We start from the raw sequence: 14,423 nt of genomic DNA, 5'->3' as shown, positions 1-14,423 counted from the left end.
TGGGGAGTCGCCAAGCTGGTTAAGGCACCGGATTTTGATTCCGGCATGCGAAGGTTCGAATCCTTCCTCCCCAGCCAACCGAATACATAAAAAAGCTGTTGAACACGCCTGTAAGACACTGGCCCGGGTTCAGCAGCTTTTTTATTTTCCGGATTCGCTGGTGCAAGTTGATTGTGCTGCACTAGGTCTCACCCGCAGGTACCACCCCGCATCACTCGTTAGTGTCTCAAACGACCATCGCATCATCCATCATGGCAAACGATAGCTTCATGATTTTCACGGGCACCGCCAACACTCGGCTGGCCGTGGACGTAGTCAACCACCTCGATATGTCCCTGGGAAAGATGACCGTCGGTCGTTTTTCGGACGGCGAGGTGATGGTCGAGATCAACGAGAACGTGCGCGGCAAGGACGTCTTCGTCCTGCAGCCCACCTGTGCGCCCACCAACGACAACCTGATGGAAATCATGGTGATGGTCGATGCCCTGCGCCGCGCGTCGGCCGGCCGCATCACCGCCGCGATTCCCTACTTTGGCTATGCCCGCCAGGACCGCCGCCCGCGTTCGGCGCGTGTGGCCATCTCGGCCAAGGTCGTGGCCAACATGCTGCAGGTCGCTGGCGTTGACCGCGTCCTGACCATGGACCTGCACGCCGACCAGATCCAGGGTTTCTTCGACATTCCCGTGGACAACATCTACGCCGGTCCGATCCTGCTGGGCGACATCTGGCGCCGCAATTTCTCCAACCTGGTCGTGGTGTCTCCGGACATCGGCGGCGTGGTTCGCGCCCGCGCGCTGGCCAAGCAGCTCGAAGCCGATCTGGCCATCATCGACAAGCGCCGTCCGCGCGCCAACGTGTCGGAAGTGATGAACATCATCGGTGAAGTCGACGGCCGCACCTGCATCATCATGGACGACATGGTCGACACCGCCGGCACGCTGTGCAAGGCGGCCCAGGCCCTGAAAGACCGCGGCGCCGGCGCCGTTTACGCCTATTGCACGCACCCCGTGCTGTCGGGCGGCGCCATCGACCGCATCGAAGCGTCGGAACTCGACGAGCTCGTCGTCACCGACACCATTCCGCTCTCCGAGCAAGGCCAAGCCAGCAGCAAGATCCGCCAGCTGTCGTGCGCCGCGCTGCTGGGCGAGACCATCCTGCGTATTTCCAACGCCGAATCGGTCAGCTCGCTGTTCGTCGATTGACGCGTTCGCGTCGATCGGATCACAGCCCGAATTTCCAGTTATTTGCGCCTTGCTGGTCGCGGCAAGGTGCAAACAAGCACGGCGCGCCCTTTGCGCGCCGTGATTTCAACCGGTGAAGTCTCTTCACCTTTATTGTTTCGGAGTTATCCATGAAATTTACTGCCACTGCGCGTAGCGTCCAGGGTTCGAGTGCGAGCCGCCGCCTGCGCCGCGCGGGCCGCGTTCCCGCCATTGTTTATGGTGGTACGGCTGCCCCCCTGAACATCGAACTCGACCACAACGAGATCTACCACGCGCTGCGCAAGGAAGAATTCCACGCATCGATCCTGCAAATGCAGCTCGAAGGCGCCAAGGATGAGCAAGTTCTGCTGCGTTCGGTTCAATGGCACGCCTACAAGCCGCAAGTCCTGCACGTGGACTTCCAGCGCGTCGACGCCAACCAAGCCCTGCGCACCAAGGTGCCGCTGCACTTCGTGAACGCTGAAATCTCGCCGGCCGTGAAGCTGAGCGGTGCGATCATCAGCCACGTGACGACCGAACTGGAAATCACCTGCCTGCCGTCGGCGCTGCCCCAGTTCATCGAAGTGAACCTGGCTGACGTGCTGGCCGGCGGTTCGATCCACCTGGCCGACATCAAGCTGCCCATGGGCGTGACCTACGTCCCCCACGGCGGTGAAGACAACCCCCTGCTGGCCGCCGCGGTCACCAAGGGTGGCGCTGCCGCTGCCGACGAAGCCGAAGAAGCTGCTCCGGCCGCCTAAGTCCTGCGGGAAAGCCCTTGCGGCTTTCCCGCGGCTTACGCCCGAAACCCTGCGTGTGCATTTGCATGCGCAGGGTTTTTTGGTTTAAACACCCCCATCATGTCTACTCCCATACGCCTCATCGTGGGACTGGGTAATCCAGGTCCCGACTACGAAACCACCCGGCACAACGCCGGCTTCTGGCTGGCCGACCATCTGGCGGACGATCTGCGCACTTCTTTTGCGCTCGAGAAGTCTTTTTTCGGCATGGTGGCCAAATCACGCCAGGGCGCGGACAACATCCTGCTGCTCAAGCCCAACACCTACATGAACCGTTCCGGCCAGGCGGTCGGCGCGCTGGCGCGCTTTTACAAGCTGACGCCGGAAGAAGTGCTGGTGCTGCACGACGAACTGGACCTCATGCCCGGACAGGTCAAGCTCAAGCAGGGCGGCGGCCACGCCGGCCACAACGGCCTGAAGGACATCCAGGCCGCGCTGGGCAGCCCCAACTTCTGGCGCCTTCGCATCGGCATCGGCCATCCGCGCACGCTGGGTCTCGCCCAACAGGTCGCCGACTTCGTGCTGCACCCCCCGCGCCGCGAGGAACAAAAGGAAATCGAAGCCGTCATCGACCGCTGCCGCGCCGTCGTGCCCGCCATGCTGTCGGGCGACTTCGCGTTGGCCACGCGCCAGCTGCATAGCGGCAACGAGTCCTGATGAGCCTAGGCCAGCCCACCCGGAAGCTGCGCTTTCGCAGCGAGATCGCCGACTTCTGGCGCTTCGTCCGCCATCCGCATCCGGTGTCGCGGCTGCCGCGTCGCGCCTGCGGCAGCGGCCTTGCCGCCGACTGGTGGCCGGGCATCGGGCCGGGGCGCCTTCTGGCCTGGGCCGCCGTGCTGTGGGCGATCAACCTCTTCGCGCTGGGCCCCGTGGCCGTGGCCGCCGCCGGGCTGGGCGGCGTGACGCATCGCCTCGACCCGCACAACATTCCCTGGCTGACCGCAGTGCTGTGGGCGCCGCTGGTCGAGGAAATGCTGTTCCGCTACGGACTGCGCCGACCGCGCCAGGCCTTGTGGCTCATCCCCGCGCTGGTGCCGGTCGTGCTGTGGGGCCCCAAGCTCTGGACGGGACTGCTGCTGGCCGCGTTCATTTTGCTGGCGGTGTGGGGGCTGCGCGCACGTCCTGAGCCGCTTAAAGGCTGGGACACCAACTGGCGCAGGTTTTACCTGCAGCACTTCGGCGTCGTGTTCCATCTGGTCGCGCTGACGTTTGCCGCGGTGCATCTGACCAATTTTGTCTACAACAAGACGCCCTACTGGCTGCTGCCGCTGCTGGTGCTGCCGCAATGGCTGACCGGCCTCGTGCTGGGCTGGATGCGCGTGCGCCGCGGCATCGGAGCCGCGATCCTGCTGCATTCCGTGTTCAACGCCGGCCCCATCCTGATGATCTGGCTGGTCATGCGCTACGCGCCGGCCGCGGCCGGTTAAGGCTTCGGGCCGGGGCGCGCGGCCTGAAGGCAAGGGCGCATGCCCGGTAGCCATGTCGGCTGCGTTTCGCCGGCGGCGTCCTCGGGGCCGCATCACGTCCGCCAGGAAGGCGTCGTTTCACCCCGCCGGGGTAAACTACGCCGTTAACGCTCAATACCGTACTTACACAGGATTCCCATGGCTCTGCAATGCGGCATCGTCGGCCTGCCCAACGTTGGCAAATCGACACTCTTCAACGCTCTGACCCGCGCCGGCATCGCCGCCGAGAACTATCCGTTCTGCACCATCGAGCCCAACGTCGGCGTCGTCGAAGTGCCGGATCCGCGCCTGCAGAAGCTGGCCGAAATCGTCAAGCCCGAACGCATCCTGTCCGCCACCGTCGAATTCGTCGACATCGCGGGCCTGGTCGCCGGCGCAAGCAAGGGCGAAGGCCTGGGCAACCAGTTCCTCTCGCACATCCGCGAAACCGATGCCATCGTTAACGTCGTGCGCTGCTTCGAAGATCCCAACGTGATCCACGTCGCCGGCAAGGTCGACCCGATCGCCGACATCGAAGTCATCGAAACCGAACTGGCCCTGGCCGACCTGCAGACCGCCGAAAAGGCGCTGCAACGCCACCAGAAGACCGCGCGTTCGGGTGACAAGGAATCGCAACGCCTCGTGGCCGTGCTGGAAAAGTGCGTCGCCCAGCTCAACGAAGCCAAGCCCATCCGCTCGCTGGACCTGACGACCGAAGAAAAGGCCGACATCGCCCAGCTCTGCTTCATCACCGCCAAGCGCGCGATGTACGTGGGCAACGTCGCTGACGACGGCTTCACCAACAACCCGCTGCTCGACCGCCTGACCGAATTCGCCGCCGCCCGCAACGCGCCCGTCGTCGCGATTTGCGCCGCCATCGAATCCGAAATCGTCGACCTCGACGACGCCGACCGCGAAGCCTTCCTGAAGGACATGGGCATGGAAGAACCGGGCCTGAACCGCCTGATCCGCGCCGCCTTCAAGCTGCTGGGCCTGCAAACCTACTTCACCGCCGGCGTGAAGGAAGTGCGCGCCTGGACCGTGCCCATCGGCGCCACCGCGCCCCAGGCCGCCGGCGTCATCCACACCGACTTCGAACGCGGCTTCATCCGCGCGCAAACGATCTCGTACGAGGACTACATCACGTACAAGGGCGAGCAGGGCGCCAAGGAAGCGGGCAAGATGCGCGCGGAAGGCAAGGAATACATCGTGCAGGATGGCGATGTGATGAATTTCTTGTTTAACGTGTGATGCAGAGGCAATAGGCTTGCCGCGGAAGTCCGGCACCCCCCGGGCAACGCGTCAAACAAAAAAACCCTCGAGCCAGATGGCCGAGGGTTTTTTGTTTTTCGTGTGTCGCAGGTCGTCCCATCAGGACGCAGGAAGCCGATGGCTCAACCGCCCCGATCCCCCGCCGCCCTGACAAAATTCTCCTCCAACACGCTCAACACCCGATTCAGCGTATCCACATCCGCCGCGGACAACCCTTTAAGCGACTCCTCAAAGAACTGCGCCCGCTTCGGCAGCGCCTCGTTCACCACCGCCTGCCCTTCAGCCGTCAGCGTCGCATTCGTCAGCCGGTTGTCGTCGGCATCCACCGCCCGCGAAATCCATCCCAGTTTTTGCATCGCCTGCAACTGCCGCGTCAATGATGCCGGATCCAGCCGGCAACGTTCCGCCAGATGCTTCTGCGAGCACTGCCCGTTCTCATGCAGCGCCAGCAATATCCGCCACCGCGGCAAAGCGTGGCCGACCTTGCTGCTGAAGGCGCTTTGCATCACGCGGTAGGTTTGGCCCATGTGCTGGATAACTTGCAGGCCTTGTTGTTGTTTGGGCAAAAGCTACTCTCCGACGCCGGCGGGCTCCGGTTTGGATGGCCGGACCAGTTGCACCAGGGGCACGCGCCGCACGCACCAGATTGCGAAGACGGCGACGGCGAGGGCGATGAGTTGCCCTTCGTGGATGGCGCCCACCAGCGCGATGCGCGCGATTTCGATGAGCGACGTTCCGTCCTGGCCTTGATGGGCCAATTGTGCCAGGAACTCGGTCTGGGCCGCGGGGTTGACCAGCATCTGCGGGTCGTTGAGTTTGGGAAGCCATTGGGCGGACGCGCCGCGCAGCGTGGATTCCACGCCGTTGAAGTAGCTGTGGCTGACCATGGTGCCGACAACCGCGGTGCCCAGCATGCCGCCGATCATGCGCAGGGATTGCAGCAGCGCCGTGGCGATGCCCAGGTGGCTGCGGCCGGCGGTCTGTTGGGCGAAGACGGTGAGGTTGGGCATGATGAAGCCCATACCCAGGCCTGCCATCAGCATGTAGCCGGCAATCAAGAGGTGCGAGGTGTAGTTGTGCGTGGTGACGATGCCCAGGCACGAGAACGCCATGAGGATGAAGCCGGCGTACAGCATGCGGTTGGGGTTGCGGATGCGGGTGATGATGCGGCCATTGACGATGCTGCCGACGGTGATAAAGACCACCATAGGCGTGATGAGCAGGCCCGCCTGCTGGGGCGACAGTCCGAAGCCGCCCTGTAGGAGCAGGGGGGCGTAGAACAGCAGGGAATACATGGTCACGCCGACCAGCAAGGCCAGGGTGAAGAGCGTGGCCAGGCCGCGGTTGCGGAACATGTCCAGGGGCAGAAGCGGATGCGGGCAGCGGCGCTCCCACCAGATCAGGGCGGCGAAGGCGGCGATGCTGCCGGCGCCCAGCAGCATGAGTGAGGGCGTGAAGCCGTCCTTGGGCAGGAGCTCGACGAGCAGTTGCAGGGCGCCCAGCGCCACGGCAATCAGCAGCGCGCCCTGCCAATCCAGCCGGACCTTGCCGGGGTTTTGGTTGCGCAGGTGCGGCAGGTAGCGGGCGACGAACCACAGGCCCAGGATGCCGATGGGCAGGTTGACGTAGAAGACGGAGCGCCAGCCGTAATGTTCCGTCAGGGCGCCGCCTAGCGTGGGGCCGACGGCGTTGGCGATGCCGAAGGCGGCGCTGAGCATTACCTGCCAGCGCAGGCGCACGTGGGGATCGGGGAAGAGATCCGGGATACAGGCGAAGGCCGTGCCGACCAGCATGCCGCCGCCGATGCCTTGCAGTGCCCGCGCCAGCACCAGTTCGAGCATCGTGTCAGCCGCGCCGCACAGGACCGAGGCCAGCGTGAACAGCACGATGGCGGCCACGACGAAGGGTTTGCGTCCGTAGTAGTCGCCCAGCCTGCCGAAGATGGGCACGGTGATGACGGAGGTGAGGAGGTACGACGTCGCGACCCATGCGTAGAGTTCGAAGCCCCGCAGCTCCGCCACAATGGTGGGCAGCGCGGTGCCCACCACGGTCTGGTCGATGGCAACCAGCATCATCACGAAGCACATGCCCAGCATGGCCAGCAGGGTTTGCCGGAAGGGCAGGATCTGGCCGGGCGAGTGTGGGGAAGTGGGGGCGGGGGCGGTCATTGTTGGACGCATCAATAATTGATCGATCAAACATTCTAGTCCTACAATCCGTCCGACAGGAAGCCGTCAGCTTGGCCGATCCCGCTGACCGGCCTGATTTGTTACGATAGCGGTTATCTGCACGCTGGGTTACCGGCGTCTTCAGCAGGCCTTCCTCGGTAGCACCTTCCTTTGGCGCCCATGCCGCAGGCTCGGCAGGCGCGAGGACACGTCCTGAAAGGCAAGCCCTTGGTGGCAAGCCCTGGAATGCAGACAGTTCAATAGGCCGGCGGACTTGCGCCGGCAACGCACCTTCCTCCGCGCTTGGCGCGGTGGTCGGCATCAAGGATTTCCAGTCGAGGTACCGACGGGGCAGCAATGAAAACGTGGTTCAAGCGCATTTTGATAGGCCTGGTAGTGTTGGTTGTCGTGGCCGTCGTCGGCCTGGCCATCTTCTTGCTGACATTCGACCCCAACGCGTACAAGTACAAGCTGGAAGAGCTTGTCCAGGAACGCTATCAGCGCACGTTGACGATCGACGGCGAGATCGAGCTTTCGCTCTTTCCTCGGATCGGCCTGTACGTGCAGGGCGTGTCGCTGTCCGAACCCAATAGCACGGACACCTTTGCCTCCATCGAGAGCACGCGGCTGGCCGTGGCCGTGTGGCCGCTACTGTCCAACAGCTTCGTCGTGGACCACGTTGCCATCAGCGGCCTGAAGGCGCGCGTGGTGCGCGACAAGCAGGGCCAGTTCAATTTCAGCAATCTGGTGGGTGGCACGCCGCCTGTCACCGATGCCCCCGGCAATCCGGCCGAGGCCCTGGTGGGCGCGGCCCAGACCGCCGCGCAGGCGATTACCGGCGGCCCCCTGCCGACGTCGCGCAACAACATGCAGATCGACATCGCCGGCCTGGATCTGAAGGACGGCGAAGTGCAGATGCAGGACGCGATCACCGGCATGGCGGTCGCGGTGACCCGTATCAACGCCAATACCGGCCGCGTCACGTTCAACCAGCCTTTCGATGTGCGGATGTCGGCCCGGGTCGAAGGCGGCTATCCGCGCGTCGACGCCAACCTGACCGGCCAGGCGTTGCTGACGCTGGACCCCTCGGCCAAGCGCTATGCCGCGCAAAAGCTTGATTTGCGCATGGACGGCAAGTTGCCCGGCGCGGAGGCCAAGAGCCTCGTGATGCGCGGCAACCTGGCCTTCAATGGGCAGAAGTCCGCGCTGGACGTGGCAGGTCTGGAACTCCTGTTCCAGGGCGACGTGACCGAACCTTCGGTCAAGGCGACCAATGTGGAAGCCAGCGTGGCAATTCCCAAACTGGCGATTGACCCGCACAAGAGCCAGCTCCAGATCGAAAAACTGGCCGTGCGCGCCAAGGGCGGCGTGGCCGATGGTCCGTTTGAACTGGCGGTCGATGCGCCGGCGCTCAATATCTCGCCCGCCTCCGCCACCGGCGAGGCCCTGACCGGCCGCGTGCGCATCAGCGGCCTGGACGCCAGCTTCGGCCTGAACGGCATCAGCGGCAATGCCGGCGAACTGGACATCAAGGAAGCCAAGCTGGACAGCACGTCCAAGAAGGGCGAACGGGTGGTGAAGCTGAATTTTGCGTCGCCGCTCAGCCTGAATCTCTTGATGCGCAGCGGCGCCATGTCGGCGCTGCGTGGCGACGTGAACATCACCGATCCGGGCCTGCCCAAGGGCAGTCTGCAGATCCCGGTGATCGGCAGCCTGACGGTGGACCTGCTCAAGGACCAGGCCACCAGCAAGATCAACGCGGTGCTGGAAGGCGGCAAGTTCGACCTGAGCGCCGACATCACCAAACTGTCTGACACGCCGCAGATGAAGTTTGCGCTGGCCGTGGACACGCTGGACTTGGACAAGCTGGTGCCGCCGGTCTTGGCCGCGCCGCCCAAGCCGCCTGCGGACGGCAAGAAGGACGACAGCAAGCCCGCGCCGGCGCCTGCGCCGGCCGCGCCCCCCGACGACACGATCAACCTGTCCGCGCTGGTGGGTCCCAGCGTGAACGGCACGCTGAAAGTGGGCAAGCTGGTCGTGCGCGGCCTGAAGGCCGACGAAGTGTCGGCGGCGGTCAAGCTGGACAAGGGCAAGCTCGACATCTCCAACCTCGCGGCAGGGCTTTACGGCGGCAAGCTGGCCGGCGCCCTGTCGGTGGACGCGGCGCAGGGCAATCAGATCGCGACCAAGATGACGCTGGCCGATATCGCCATCGAGCCGCTGCTGATGGACTTGGCCAAACGGGACGTGCTGAGCGGCACGGGCAACCTGATGCTGGACCTGAAGACCGGGGGCGCCAACGTCTACGCCATGAAGAGCGGGCTGGCGGGCGCGTTGCAAGTGCGCCTGCGCGATGGCGCGGTCAAGGGAATCGACCTGACGCAGACGCTGCGCGACCTGAAGGCCCGGTTCTCGCCGGACGCGCAGAACGAGACCGTGGCTGCCGACACCAGCAAGCAGACGCAGTTCTCCGAAATGGATGCGGACCTGGCCATTGCCAAGGGCGTGGCGACGGTCAAGCGCCTGAGCTTCGTGTCGCCGCTGTTGCGCGTCACGCAGGGCGATCCGGCCACCATCGACTTCGTCAAGAGCGAGCTGGATCTGGTGGCGCGCGCGCGTGTCATCAACCCGGCGGCCAATCCCGACGGCAAGGAACTGATCGACCTGAAGGACGTGACCATTCCCGTCCATTTCAAGGGCCCGTTCGACAACCCCTCGTACACGCTGCTCTGGAAGGACGCCATCGGCGGCATCCTGAAGCGCAGCCTGGAGAACAAGCTCAAGGAAGCGGTCTCCGGCAAGGGCAAGAGCGGCGCCGCGGTGGACAAGGCGTTGAAGGGACTGTTGGGCAAATGAGCGACGACCAATTCCAGCCCATCGCCGAATGCGGCGTGACGACGCAGGCGCAGGCCGCCGCCTACCATCGCCAGTGGCTGGTCGCCAATGATTCCGGGCAGTGGCTGAACCGCGCGCTGTGCCCCAGGCTGGCCGACGTGTCGGTGGAATTGCGCCTGGGCTACCTGGTGCTGAAGGCGCCGGGCATGCTGCGCATGGATATTCCGCTGGACGTGATCGAAGACGACGACAGCGTGCGCTACAGCATGCTGGTGGGCGAGCAGACCATCGACGTCGTCGACGAAGGCGAGCTGGCCGCGGCCTGGATTTCGAACTTCGTGCAGGTGCCTTGTCGCATCATGAAGGTCCACCCGGACACACCCGTGACCCACTGGCCGGCCTGAAGGCGGCCAGCGCCGGTTTTCAAGCGCCCGCGCGGGCGCGCTTGTACTCGAAGGCGGTGTGGGCCACGAGGCCCGCCGCCAGGCCCCAGAAGGCCGAACCAATTCCCCAGAAACTGAATCCCGAGGCCGTCGCCAGCAGCGTGATGAGCGCGGCCTCGCGTCGTTGCGGGTTGGCCATGGCAGCCGCCATGCCGCCCATGATGGTGCCCAGCAGCGCCAGGCCGGCCAACGCTGCCAGCAGGGCGGCGGGTAGCGCCTGGAAGAAGACGGCGACCGCGCCCGCAACGATGCTGAGCGCGACGTAGCTGACGCCGTAGGTGGCGGCGGCGATGTAGCGCTTGCCCGGATCGGGATGCGCTTCGGGCCCCGTGCAGATGGCCGCGCTGATCGCGCCCATGGTGACGCTGTGCGCGCCGAAGGGGGCGGCCAGGAGGCCCAGCAGGCCCGTGGCGGCCACGAGGCGCGAGGCCGGCGGCCGGTAGCCGGCAGCCTGCAGAATGGCCAGGCCGGGCAGGTTCTGCGAGGCCATGGCGACGACAAAGAGGGGAATGCCCAGGCTGACCGCCGCCTGCGCGCTGAAGGCGGGCGTGGTCCAGACGAATTCGGTCAGGCGCCAGTCCAGCTGGTCGACCTGCATGAGGCCCATCGCGGCCGCCATGGCCACGGCCACGGCCATCACCACCAGCACGGCGTAGCGCGGCGCCCAGCGGCGGCACAGCAGGTAGGCGGCGCACATGGCCAGCACCAGCGCGGGCTGTTTGTTGATGTTGCTGAAGATGCCCATGCCGAAATTGAGCAGCACGCCTGCCAGCATGGCAGCGGCGACCTCGCCGGGAATGCGGCGCAGGATGGGATCGATCCAGCCGAACAGTCCGCACGCGAGCGTCAGGCCGGCTGCCAGCACGAAGGCGCCCACGGCTTCATTGAAGGGAACGCCGGCCAGCGCGGTGACCAGCAGCGCCGCGCCGGGCGTGGACCACGCCATGACCACGGGCAGGCCCGTGCGCAGGCTGTAAAACGCGCCGCCCAGGCCCAGTACGAGGCTTAGCGAGCCGATCCATGAGCCGATGCGCGCCGCGTCCAGGCCGGCTGCGTGGCCCGCCTGCACCATCAGCACGGCGGTGCCGCCGAAACTGACCAGGACGGCGACCAGCCCCGCGGCGACCGCGGACGCGGAGAGGTCGCGTCGGGCGTGGTGTGGGGAGGGGGAAAGATTGATGCTTGGCGGCGCCGTGTCGCTCATGCGGCACCGGTCAGGCGTCGATATTTGGCCATGAGCTGCTCCTGGCCTTCATTCCATTGCGGGTGCAGCTCGATGCATTCCACCGGACAGACCACCTTGCACTGCGGCTCGTCGTGGTGGCCGACGCATTCCGTGCACCGGTCGGGGTCGATGACGTAGTAGTCCTCGCCCATGGAAATCGCTTCGTTCGGGCACTGGGGCTCGCAAACGTCGCAATTGATACATTCTTCGGTGATGGTCAGGGCCATGATGGGCTACGGAAAGGCGAGGGGCCCGGCCATTGTAGCGCTGGGCGGCCGGGGCCCGGAAAGCGCGAAAAGGGCGCCTTCGCGCCCCTTTGGGGATGGTGCAGGCGGGGCGCCTCAGCCCGGCCAGGACTGTTCGCGGCGTTCCTTGGCCTTTTCCTGGAGCCAGCGCTCGACGGAGGGGAACACGAACTTGCTGACGTCGCCGCCCAGTTGCGCGATTTCGCGGACGATGGTGCCCGAGATGAACTGGTACTGGTCGGACGGCGTCATGAACAGCGTCTCGACGTCGGGCAGCAGATGGCGGTTCATGCCGGCCATCTGGAATTCGTATTCGAAGTCGGACACGGCGCGCAGTCCACGCACGATGACGCGGCCATTCTGTTCGCGAACGAAATCCTTCAACAGGCCGCCGAAGCTTTGCACTTCCACGTTGGGATAGTGCCCCAGCACTTCGCGTGCGATGTCCACGCGCTCGTCGATGCTGAAGAAGGGCTTCTTGTTGCGGCTAGTGGCGATCCCCACCACGACTTTGTCGAAAAGCGTGGCTGCACGGCGAACCAGGTCCTCGTGGCCCCTGGTCAGCGGGTCGAAAGTGCCGGGATAAACAGCGATGATCATGCGAGCTCCGTACCGTTATTAGTGGTCTACACCATCCTCCGAAGCCGGATTATTGATCGATTTGCGCATCGCAGCAAATTCCAAAAGATGGAAGTGGACCGCGCCGGCCTTGTCCTGCCGCAGAATCTGGAATCCTTCGGGGGCTTCGATGGCGGATTCCGCCTCGACATAGACTAGCCCGTGATCGGTCAAAATGCCCGGCAGGATCGGCCACAGGCGCGGTAGCCAGCCCTGTCCAAAGGGCGGATCCAGCAGGATGAGGTCGAACCGCGAGGCATCCATCCGTTCGGCGACCTGCATCGCATCGCCCACATGGATGCGTATCATGTCGGCTTTGAGCTTGTCGCGCAGTGTCCGCAGCGCGGACGCAGCGGTCTTGTCCCGCTCGACCATCTGCACATGCGCCACGCCGCGCGAGGCCGCCTCGAAGCCCAGGGCGCCGCTGCCGGCAAACAGATCCAGCACCTGCTTGTCGGCGAACTCGCCGCCCCACAGGTGCGTAAGCCAGTTGAACAGCGTCTCGCGGACCCGGTCGGGCGTGGGACGCAGCGTCTCCACGTCGGGCACGGCGATGGGGGTGCGCCTGTATTGGCCCCCGACGATACGAATATACTTGTTACCCATGTTTAGCCGCTTCTTCAAGAAAAAATCCCCTCCGCCCGCCACGCCGGCTCAGCCCGCGTCGCCGCCGGAGGTTGCCGACGCGCCAGTCGCGCCCGCGGAGCCGTCTTCTGCCCCGTCCAGCCCGTCGCCGGCGTCGTCTTCGCCCGAGCTTCGGCCGGAACCTGCGGCGCCGGTCGCCGCGCCGGTCAGCGCGCCTGTGACGGCGCCTGTAACCCCGCCTGTGACCCCGGAGGTAACCCCGCCGGTGGCCCCGCCCGCGGCGCCGCCGGTTCCGGCTGCGCCTACGCCAGCGCCAGCGCCGTCGGTCTCATCCGCGCCTGCGCCAGGGGCGACGCCCGCGCAGCCTGCGCCGTCCCCGGCTCCGGCCGCGCCGTCCCTCACGCGCACCGCGCCGGCTTCCGCGCCGGTCGCGGCGCCTGCAGCAGCCGCTTCCGCCGCGCCAGCCGTCGAGCCATTCCGCGCACCGCAGCCGCCTGCACCCGTCATCGCGCCCTCGCTTGCACCCGTGGTCCCGGCGCCTGCGCCGGTATCAACGCCTGCGTTTGTACCCGAGCCAGTATCAACGCCTGCCCCTGTCGCAGCCCCCGCACCCGTCGTTGCAGCCGTCCCGGAACCCGCACTCGCCGAGGCGCCCAAGAAAACCTCGTGGCTGTCGCGCCTGAAGCAGGGCCTGTCCCGCACCGGCCAGAGCATTGGCGGCATCTTCGTCGGCGTAAAGGTCGACGAGAACCTGTTCGAGGAACTCGAATCGGCCCTCATTATGGCCGATGCGGGCCTTGAGGCCACCGAGAAGCTCCTGACCGCGCTGCGCGCGCGCGTCAAGAAGGAACGCATCGAGGACCCGGCCAAGGTGAAGACGGCCCTGCGCCAGTTGCTGGCCGATCATCTGCGCCCGCTGGAGCGTGCGTTTGACCTGAAGCGCACGCAACCGCTGGTGGTGATGATTGCCGGTGTGAACGGCGCGGGCAAGACGACTTCCATCGGCAAGCTGGCGCATACGTTCCAGCGCCAGGGCGCCAGCGTGCTGCTGGCCGCCGGCGACACCTTCCGCGCCGCCGCGCGCGAGCAACTGGTGGAATGGGGCAGCCGCAACAACGTCAGCGTGATTTCGCAGGACGGCGGCGATCCGGCCGCGGTGGCGTTCGACTCGGTCAATGCCGGCCGCGCACGCGGCATGGGCGTGGTGATGGTGGATACCGCCGGCCGCCTGCCCACGCAGCTGCACCTGATGGAAGAACTGAAGAAGATCCGCCGCGTCATCGGCAAGGCGGATGCGTCCGCGCCGCATGAGGTGCTGCTGGTGGTGGACGGCAACACGGGTCAGAATGCGCTGGCGCAGATCCGCGCGTTTGACGCTGCCATCAACCTGACCGGTCTGGTCGTGACCAAGCTGGACGGCACGGCCAAGGGCGGCACGCTGGCGGCCGTTGCTGCCGGCAGCCAGGGCGTGCGTCCAGTGCCGGTGTATTGGATTGGCGTGGGCGAAAGCCTGGAAGACCTGCAGCCCTTCGTGGCGGACGAGTTCGCGGCGGCATTGCTGGCGGATTGAAGCCGCGCGATACCT

Annotated in this window: 14 protein-coding genes and 1 tRNA gene; 9 read left to right on the top strand and 6 right to left on the bottom strand. The window is 65.6% G+C overall.

The genetic code is table 11. The features are described from left to right. The 6 genes from LN047_RS24385 to ychF all read left to right on the top strand — a co-directional run bounded on the left by LN047_RS24385 (position 1) and on the right by ychF (position 4,698). Positions 1-77 (top strand) — tRNA-Gln (locus LN047_RS24385). 174 nt (positions 78-251) lie between these two features. Further along, positions 252-1,202 carry a ribose-phosphate pyrophosphokinase gene (locus LN047_RS24380; protein ID WP_056325372.1) on the top strand — a complete coding sequence of 317 codons (951 nt, stop codon included), beginning with the start codon at positions 252-254 and terminating at the stop codon, positions 1,200-1,202. A 149-nt stretch (positions 1,203-1,351) separates the two neighbouring features. Continuing rightward, on the top strand, positions 1,352-1,963 hold the full coding sequence (locus LN047_RS24375) for a 50S ribosomal protein L25/general stress protein Ctc (RefSeq protein WP_056325375.1): 612 nt from the start codon (positions 1,352-1,354) through the stop codon (positions 1,961-1,963). Positions 1,964-2,062: 99 nt separating this feature from the next. Then, positions 2,063-2,659, top strand: a complete 597-nt coding sequence (gene pth / locus LN047_RS24370; RefSeq protein WP_179690318.1) for an aminoacyl-tRNA hydrolase — start codon at positions 2,063-2,065, stop codon at positions 2,657-2,659. After that, on the top strand, positions 2,659-3,429 hold the full coding sequence (locus tag LN047_RS24365; RefSeq protein ID WP_373980449.1) for a type II CAAX prenyl endopeptidase Rce1 family protein: 771 nt from the start codon (positions 2,659-2,661) through the stop codon (positions 3,427-3,429). The genes pth and LN047_RS24365 overlap by 1 nt, the downstream gene beginning before the upstream one ends. Before the next feature lie 177 nt (positions 3,430-3,606). Further along, the gene (ychF, locus tag LN047_RS24360; RefSeq protein ID WP_128828955.1) at positions 3,607-4,698 is read left to right on the top strand and encodes a redox-regulated ATPase YchF; all 1,092 of its coding nucleotides are present in this window, start codon (positions 3,607-3,609) and stop codon (positions 4,696-4,698) included. Between the two features lie 143 nt (positions 4,699-4,841). Here the strand turns inward: ychF and LN047_RS24355 are convergent, their stop codons facing one another. Together LN047_RS24355 and LN047_RS24350 are read right to left on the bottom strand one after the other, a co-directional pair. Then, positions 4,842-5,285 (bottom strand): MarR family winged helix-turn-helix transcriptional regulator, encoded by a 444-nt coding sequence (locus LN047_RS24355; RefSeq protein ID WP_056325394.1) that lies wholly within the window; start codon positions 5,283-5,285, stop codon positions 4,842-4,844. Positions 5,286-5,288: 3 nt separating this feature from the next. Further along, the gene (locus LN047_RS24350; RefSeq protein WP_179690311.1) at positions 5,289-6,887 is read right to left on the bottom strand and encodes an MDR family MFS transporter; all 1,599 of its coding nucleotides are present in this window, start codon (positions 6,885-6,887) and stop codon (positions 5,289-5,291) included. A gap of 357 nt (positions 6,888-7,244) precedes the next feature. On the opposite strand from LN047_RS24350, the gene LN047_RS24345 reads away from it, so the two are divergent. Next, positions 7,245-9,743, top strand: a complete 2,499-nt coding sequence (locus LN047_RS24345; RefSeq protein ID WP_373980448.1) for an AsmA family protein — start codon at positions 7,245-7,247, stop codon at positions 9,741-9,743. After that, complete coding sequence (locus tag LN047_RS24340; protein ID WP_373980447.1) at positions 9,740-10,126, top strand: MOSC N-terminal beta barrel domain-containing protein; 387 nt, start codon at positions 9,740-9,742, stop codon at positions 10,124-10,126. The genes LN047_RS24345 and LN047_RS24340 overlap by 4 nt, the downstream gene beginning before the upstream one ends. A 19-nt stretch (positions 10,127-10,145) precedes the next feature. On the opposite strand, the gene LN047_RS24335 is transcribed toward LN047_RS24340, so the two are convergent. The 4 genes from LN047_RS24335 to rsmD form a co-directional block, all read right to left on the bottom strand. Further along, a complete protein-coding gene (locus LN047_RS24335) occupies positions 10,146-11,369 on the bottom strand; it encodes a benzoate/H(+) symporter BenE family transporter (protein WP_175156067.1) in 1,224 nt (407 codons plus the stop codon). Beyond that, entirely contained in the window at positions 11,366-11,617 is a 252-nt protein-coding gene (locus LN047_RS24330) for a YfhL family 4Fe-4S dicluster ferredoxin (RefSeq protein ID WP_042795127.1), read from the bottom strand. Before LN047_RS24330 ends, LN047_RS24335 begins: the two co-directional genes overlap by 4 nt. 114 nt (positions 11,618-11,731) lie before the next feature. Beyond that, the gene (coaD, locus tag LN047_RS24325) at positions 11,732-12,235 is read right to left on the bottom strand and encodes a pantetheine-phosphate adenylyltransferase (RefSeq protein ID WP_056325406.1); all 504 of its coding nucleotides are present in this window, start codon (positions 12,233-12,235) and stop codon (positions 11,732-11,734) included. Between the two features lie 18 nt (positions 12,236-12,253). Then, entirely contained in the window at positions 12,254-12,859 is a 606-nt protein-coding gene (rsmD, locus tag LN047_RS24320; RefSeq protein ID WP_056325409.1) for a 16S rRNA (guanine(966)-N(2))-methyltransferase RsmD, read from the bottom strand. 484 nt (positions 12,860-13,343) lie between these two features. Between rsmD and ftsY the strand changes: the two genes are divergently transcribed. Continuing rightward, positions 13,344-14,408 carry a signal recognition particle-docking protein FtsY gene (ftsY, locus tag LN047_RS24315; RefSeq protein ID WP_373982181.1) on the top strand — a complete coding sequence of 355 codons (1,065 nt, stop codon included), beginning with the start codon at positions 13,344-13,346 and terminating at the stop codon, positions 14,406-14,408. Positions 14,409-14,423: the final 15 nt, after the last annotated feature.

The organism is Achromobacter sp. JD417, from assembly GCF_041879325.1.
Classification (GTDB): Bacteria; Pseudomonadota; Gammaproteobacteria; order Burkholderiales; family Burkholderiaceae_B; genus Achromobacter; species Achromobacter mucicolens.
The sequence above is the reverse complement of the archived record's forward strand: the minus strand, read 5'-3'. Positions and strand labels throughout refer to the sequence as shown.

What these genes read in the sequence shown, in the direction of transcription:
- LN047_RS24380 (WP_056325372.1), top strand. Translation starts at nt 252, where the DNA reads ATGGCAAACGATAGCTTCATGATTTTCACGGGCACCGCCAACACTCGG.
- LN047_RS24375 (WP_056325375.1), top strand. Translation starts at nt 1,352, where the DNA reads ATGAAATTTACTGCCACTGCGCGTAGCGTCCAGGGTTCGAGTGCGAGC.
- pth (WP_179690318.1), top strand. Translation starts at nt 2,063, where the DNA reads ATGTCTACTCCCATACGCCTCATCGTGGGACTGGGTAATCCAGGTCCC.
- LN047_RS24365 (WP_373980449.1), top strand. Translation starts at nt 2,659, where the DNA reads ATGAGCCTAGGCCAGCCCACCCGGAAGCTGCGCTTTCGCAGCGAGATC.
- ychF (WP_128828955.1), top strand. Translation starts at nt 3,607, where the DNA reads ATGGCTCTGCAATGCGGCATCGTCGGCCTGCCCAACGTTGGCAAATCG.
- LN047_RS24350 (WP_179690311.1), bottom strand. Translation starts at nt 6,887, where the DNA reads ATGACCGCCCCCGCCCCCACTTCCCCACACTCGCCCGGCCAGATCCTG.
- LN047_RS24345 (WP_373980448.1), top strand. Translation starts at nt 7,245, where the DNA reads ATGAAAACGTGGTTCAAGCGCATTTTGATAGGCCTGGTAGTGTTGGTT.
- LN047_RS24340 (WP_373980447.1), top strand. Translation starts at nt 9,740, where the DNA reads ATGAGCGACGACCAATTCCAGCCCATCGCCGAATGCGGCGTGACGACG.
- LN047_RS24335 (WP_175156067.1), bottom strand. Translation starts at nt 11,369, where the DNA reads ATGAGCGACACGGCGCCGCCAAGCATCAATCTTTCCCCCTCCCCACAC.
- LN047_RS24330 (WP_042795127.1), bottom strand. Translation starts at nt 11,617, where the DNA reads ATGGCCCTGACCATCACCGAAGAATGTATCAATTGCGACGTTTGCGAG.
- coaD (WP_056325406.1), bottom strand. Translation starts at nt 12,235, where the DNA reads ATGATCATCGCTGTTTATCCCGGCACTTTCGACCCGCTGACCAGGGGC.
- rsmD (WP_056325409.1), bottom strand. Translation starts at nt 12,859, where the DNA reads ATGGGTAACAAGTATATTCGTATCGTCGGGGGCCAATACAGGCGCACC.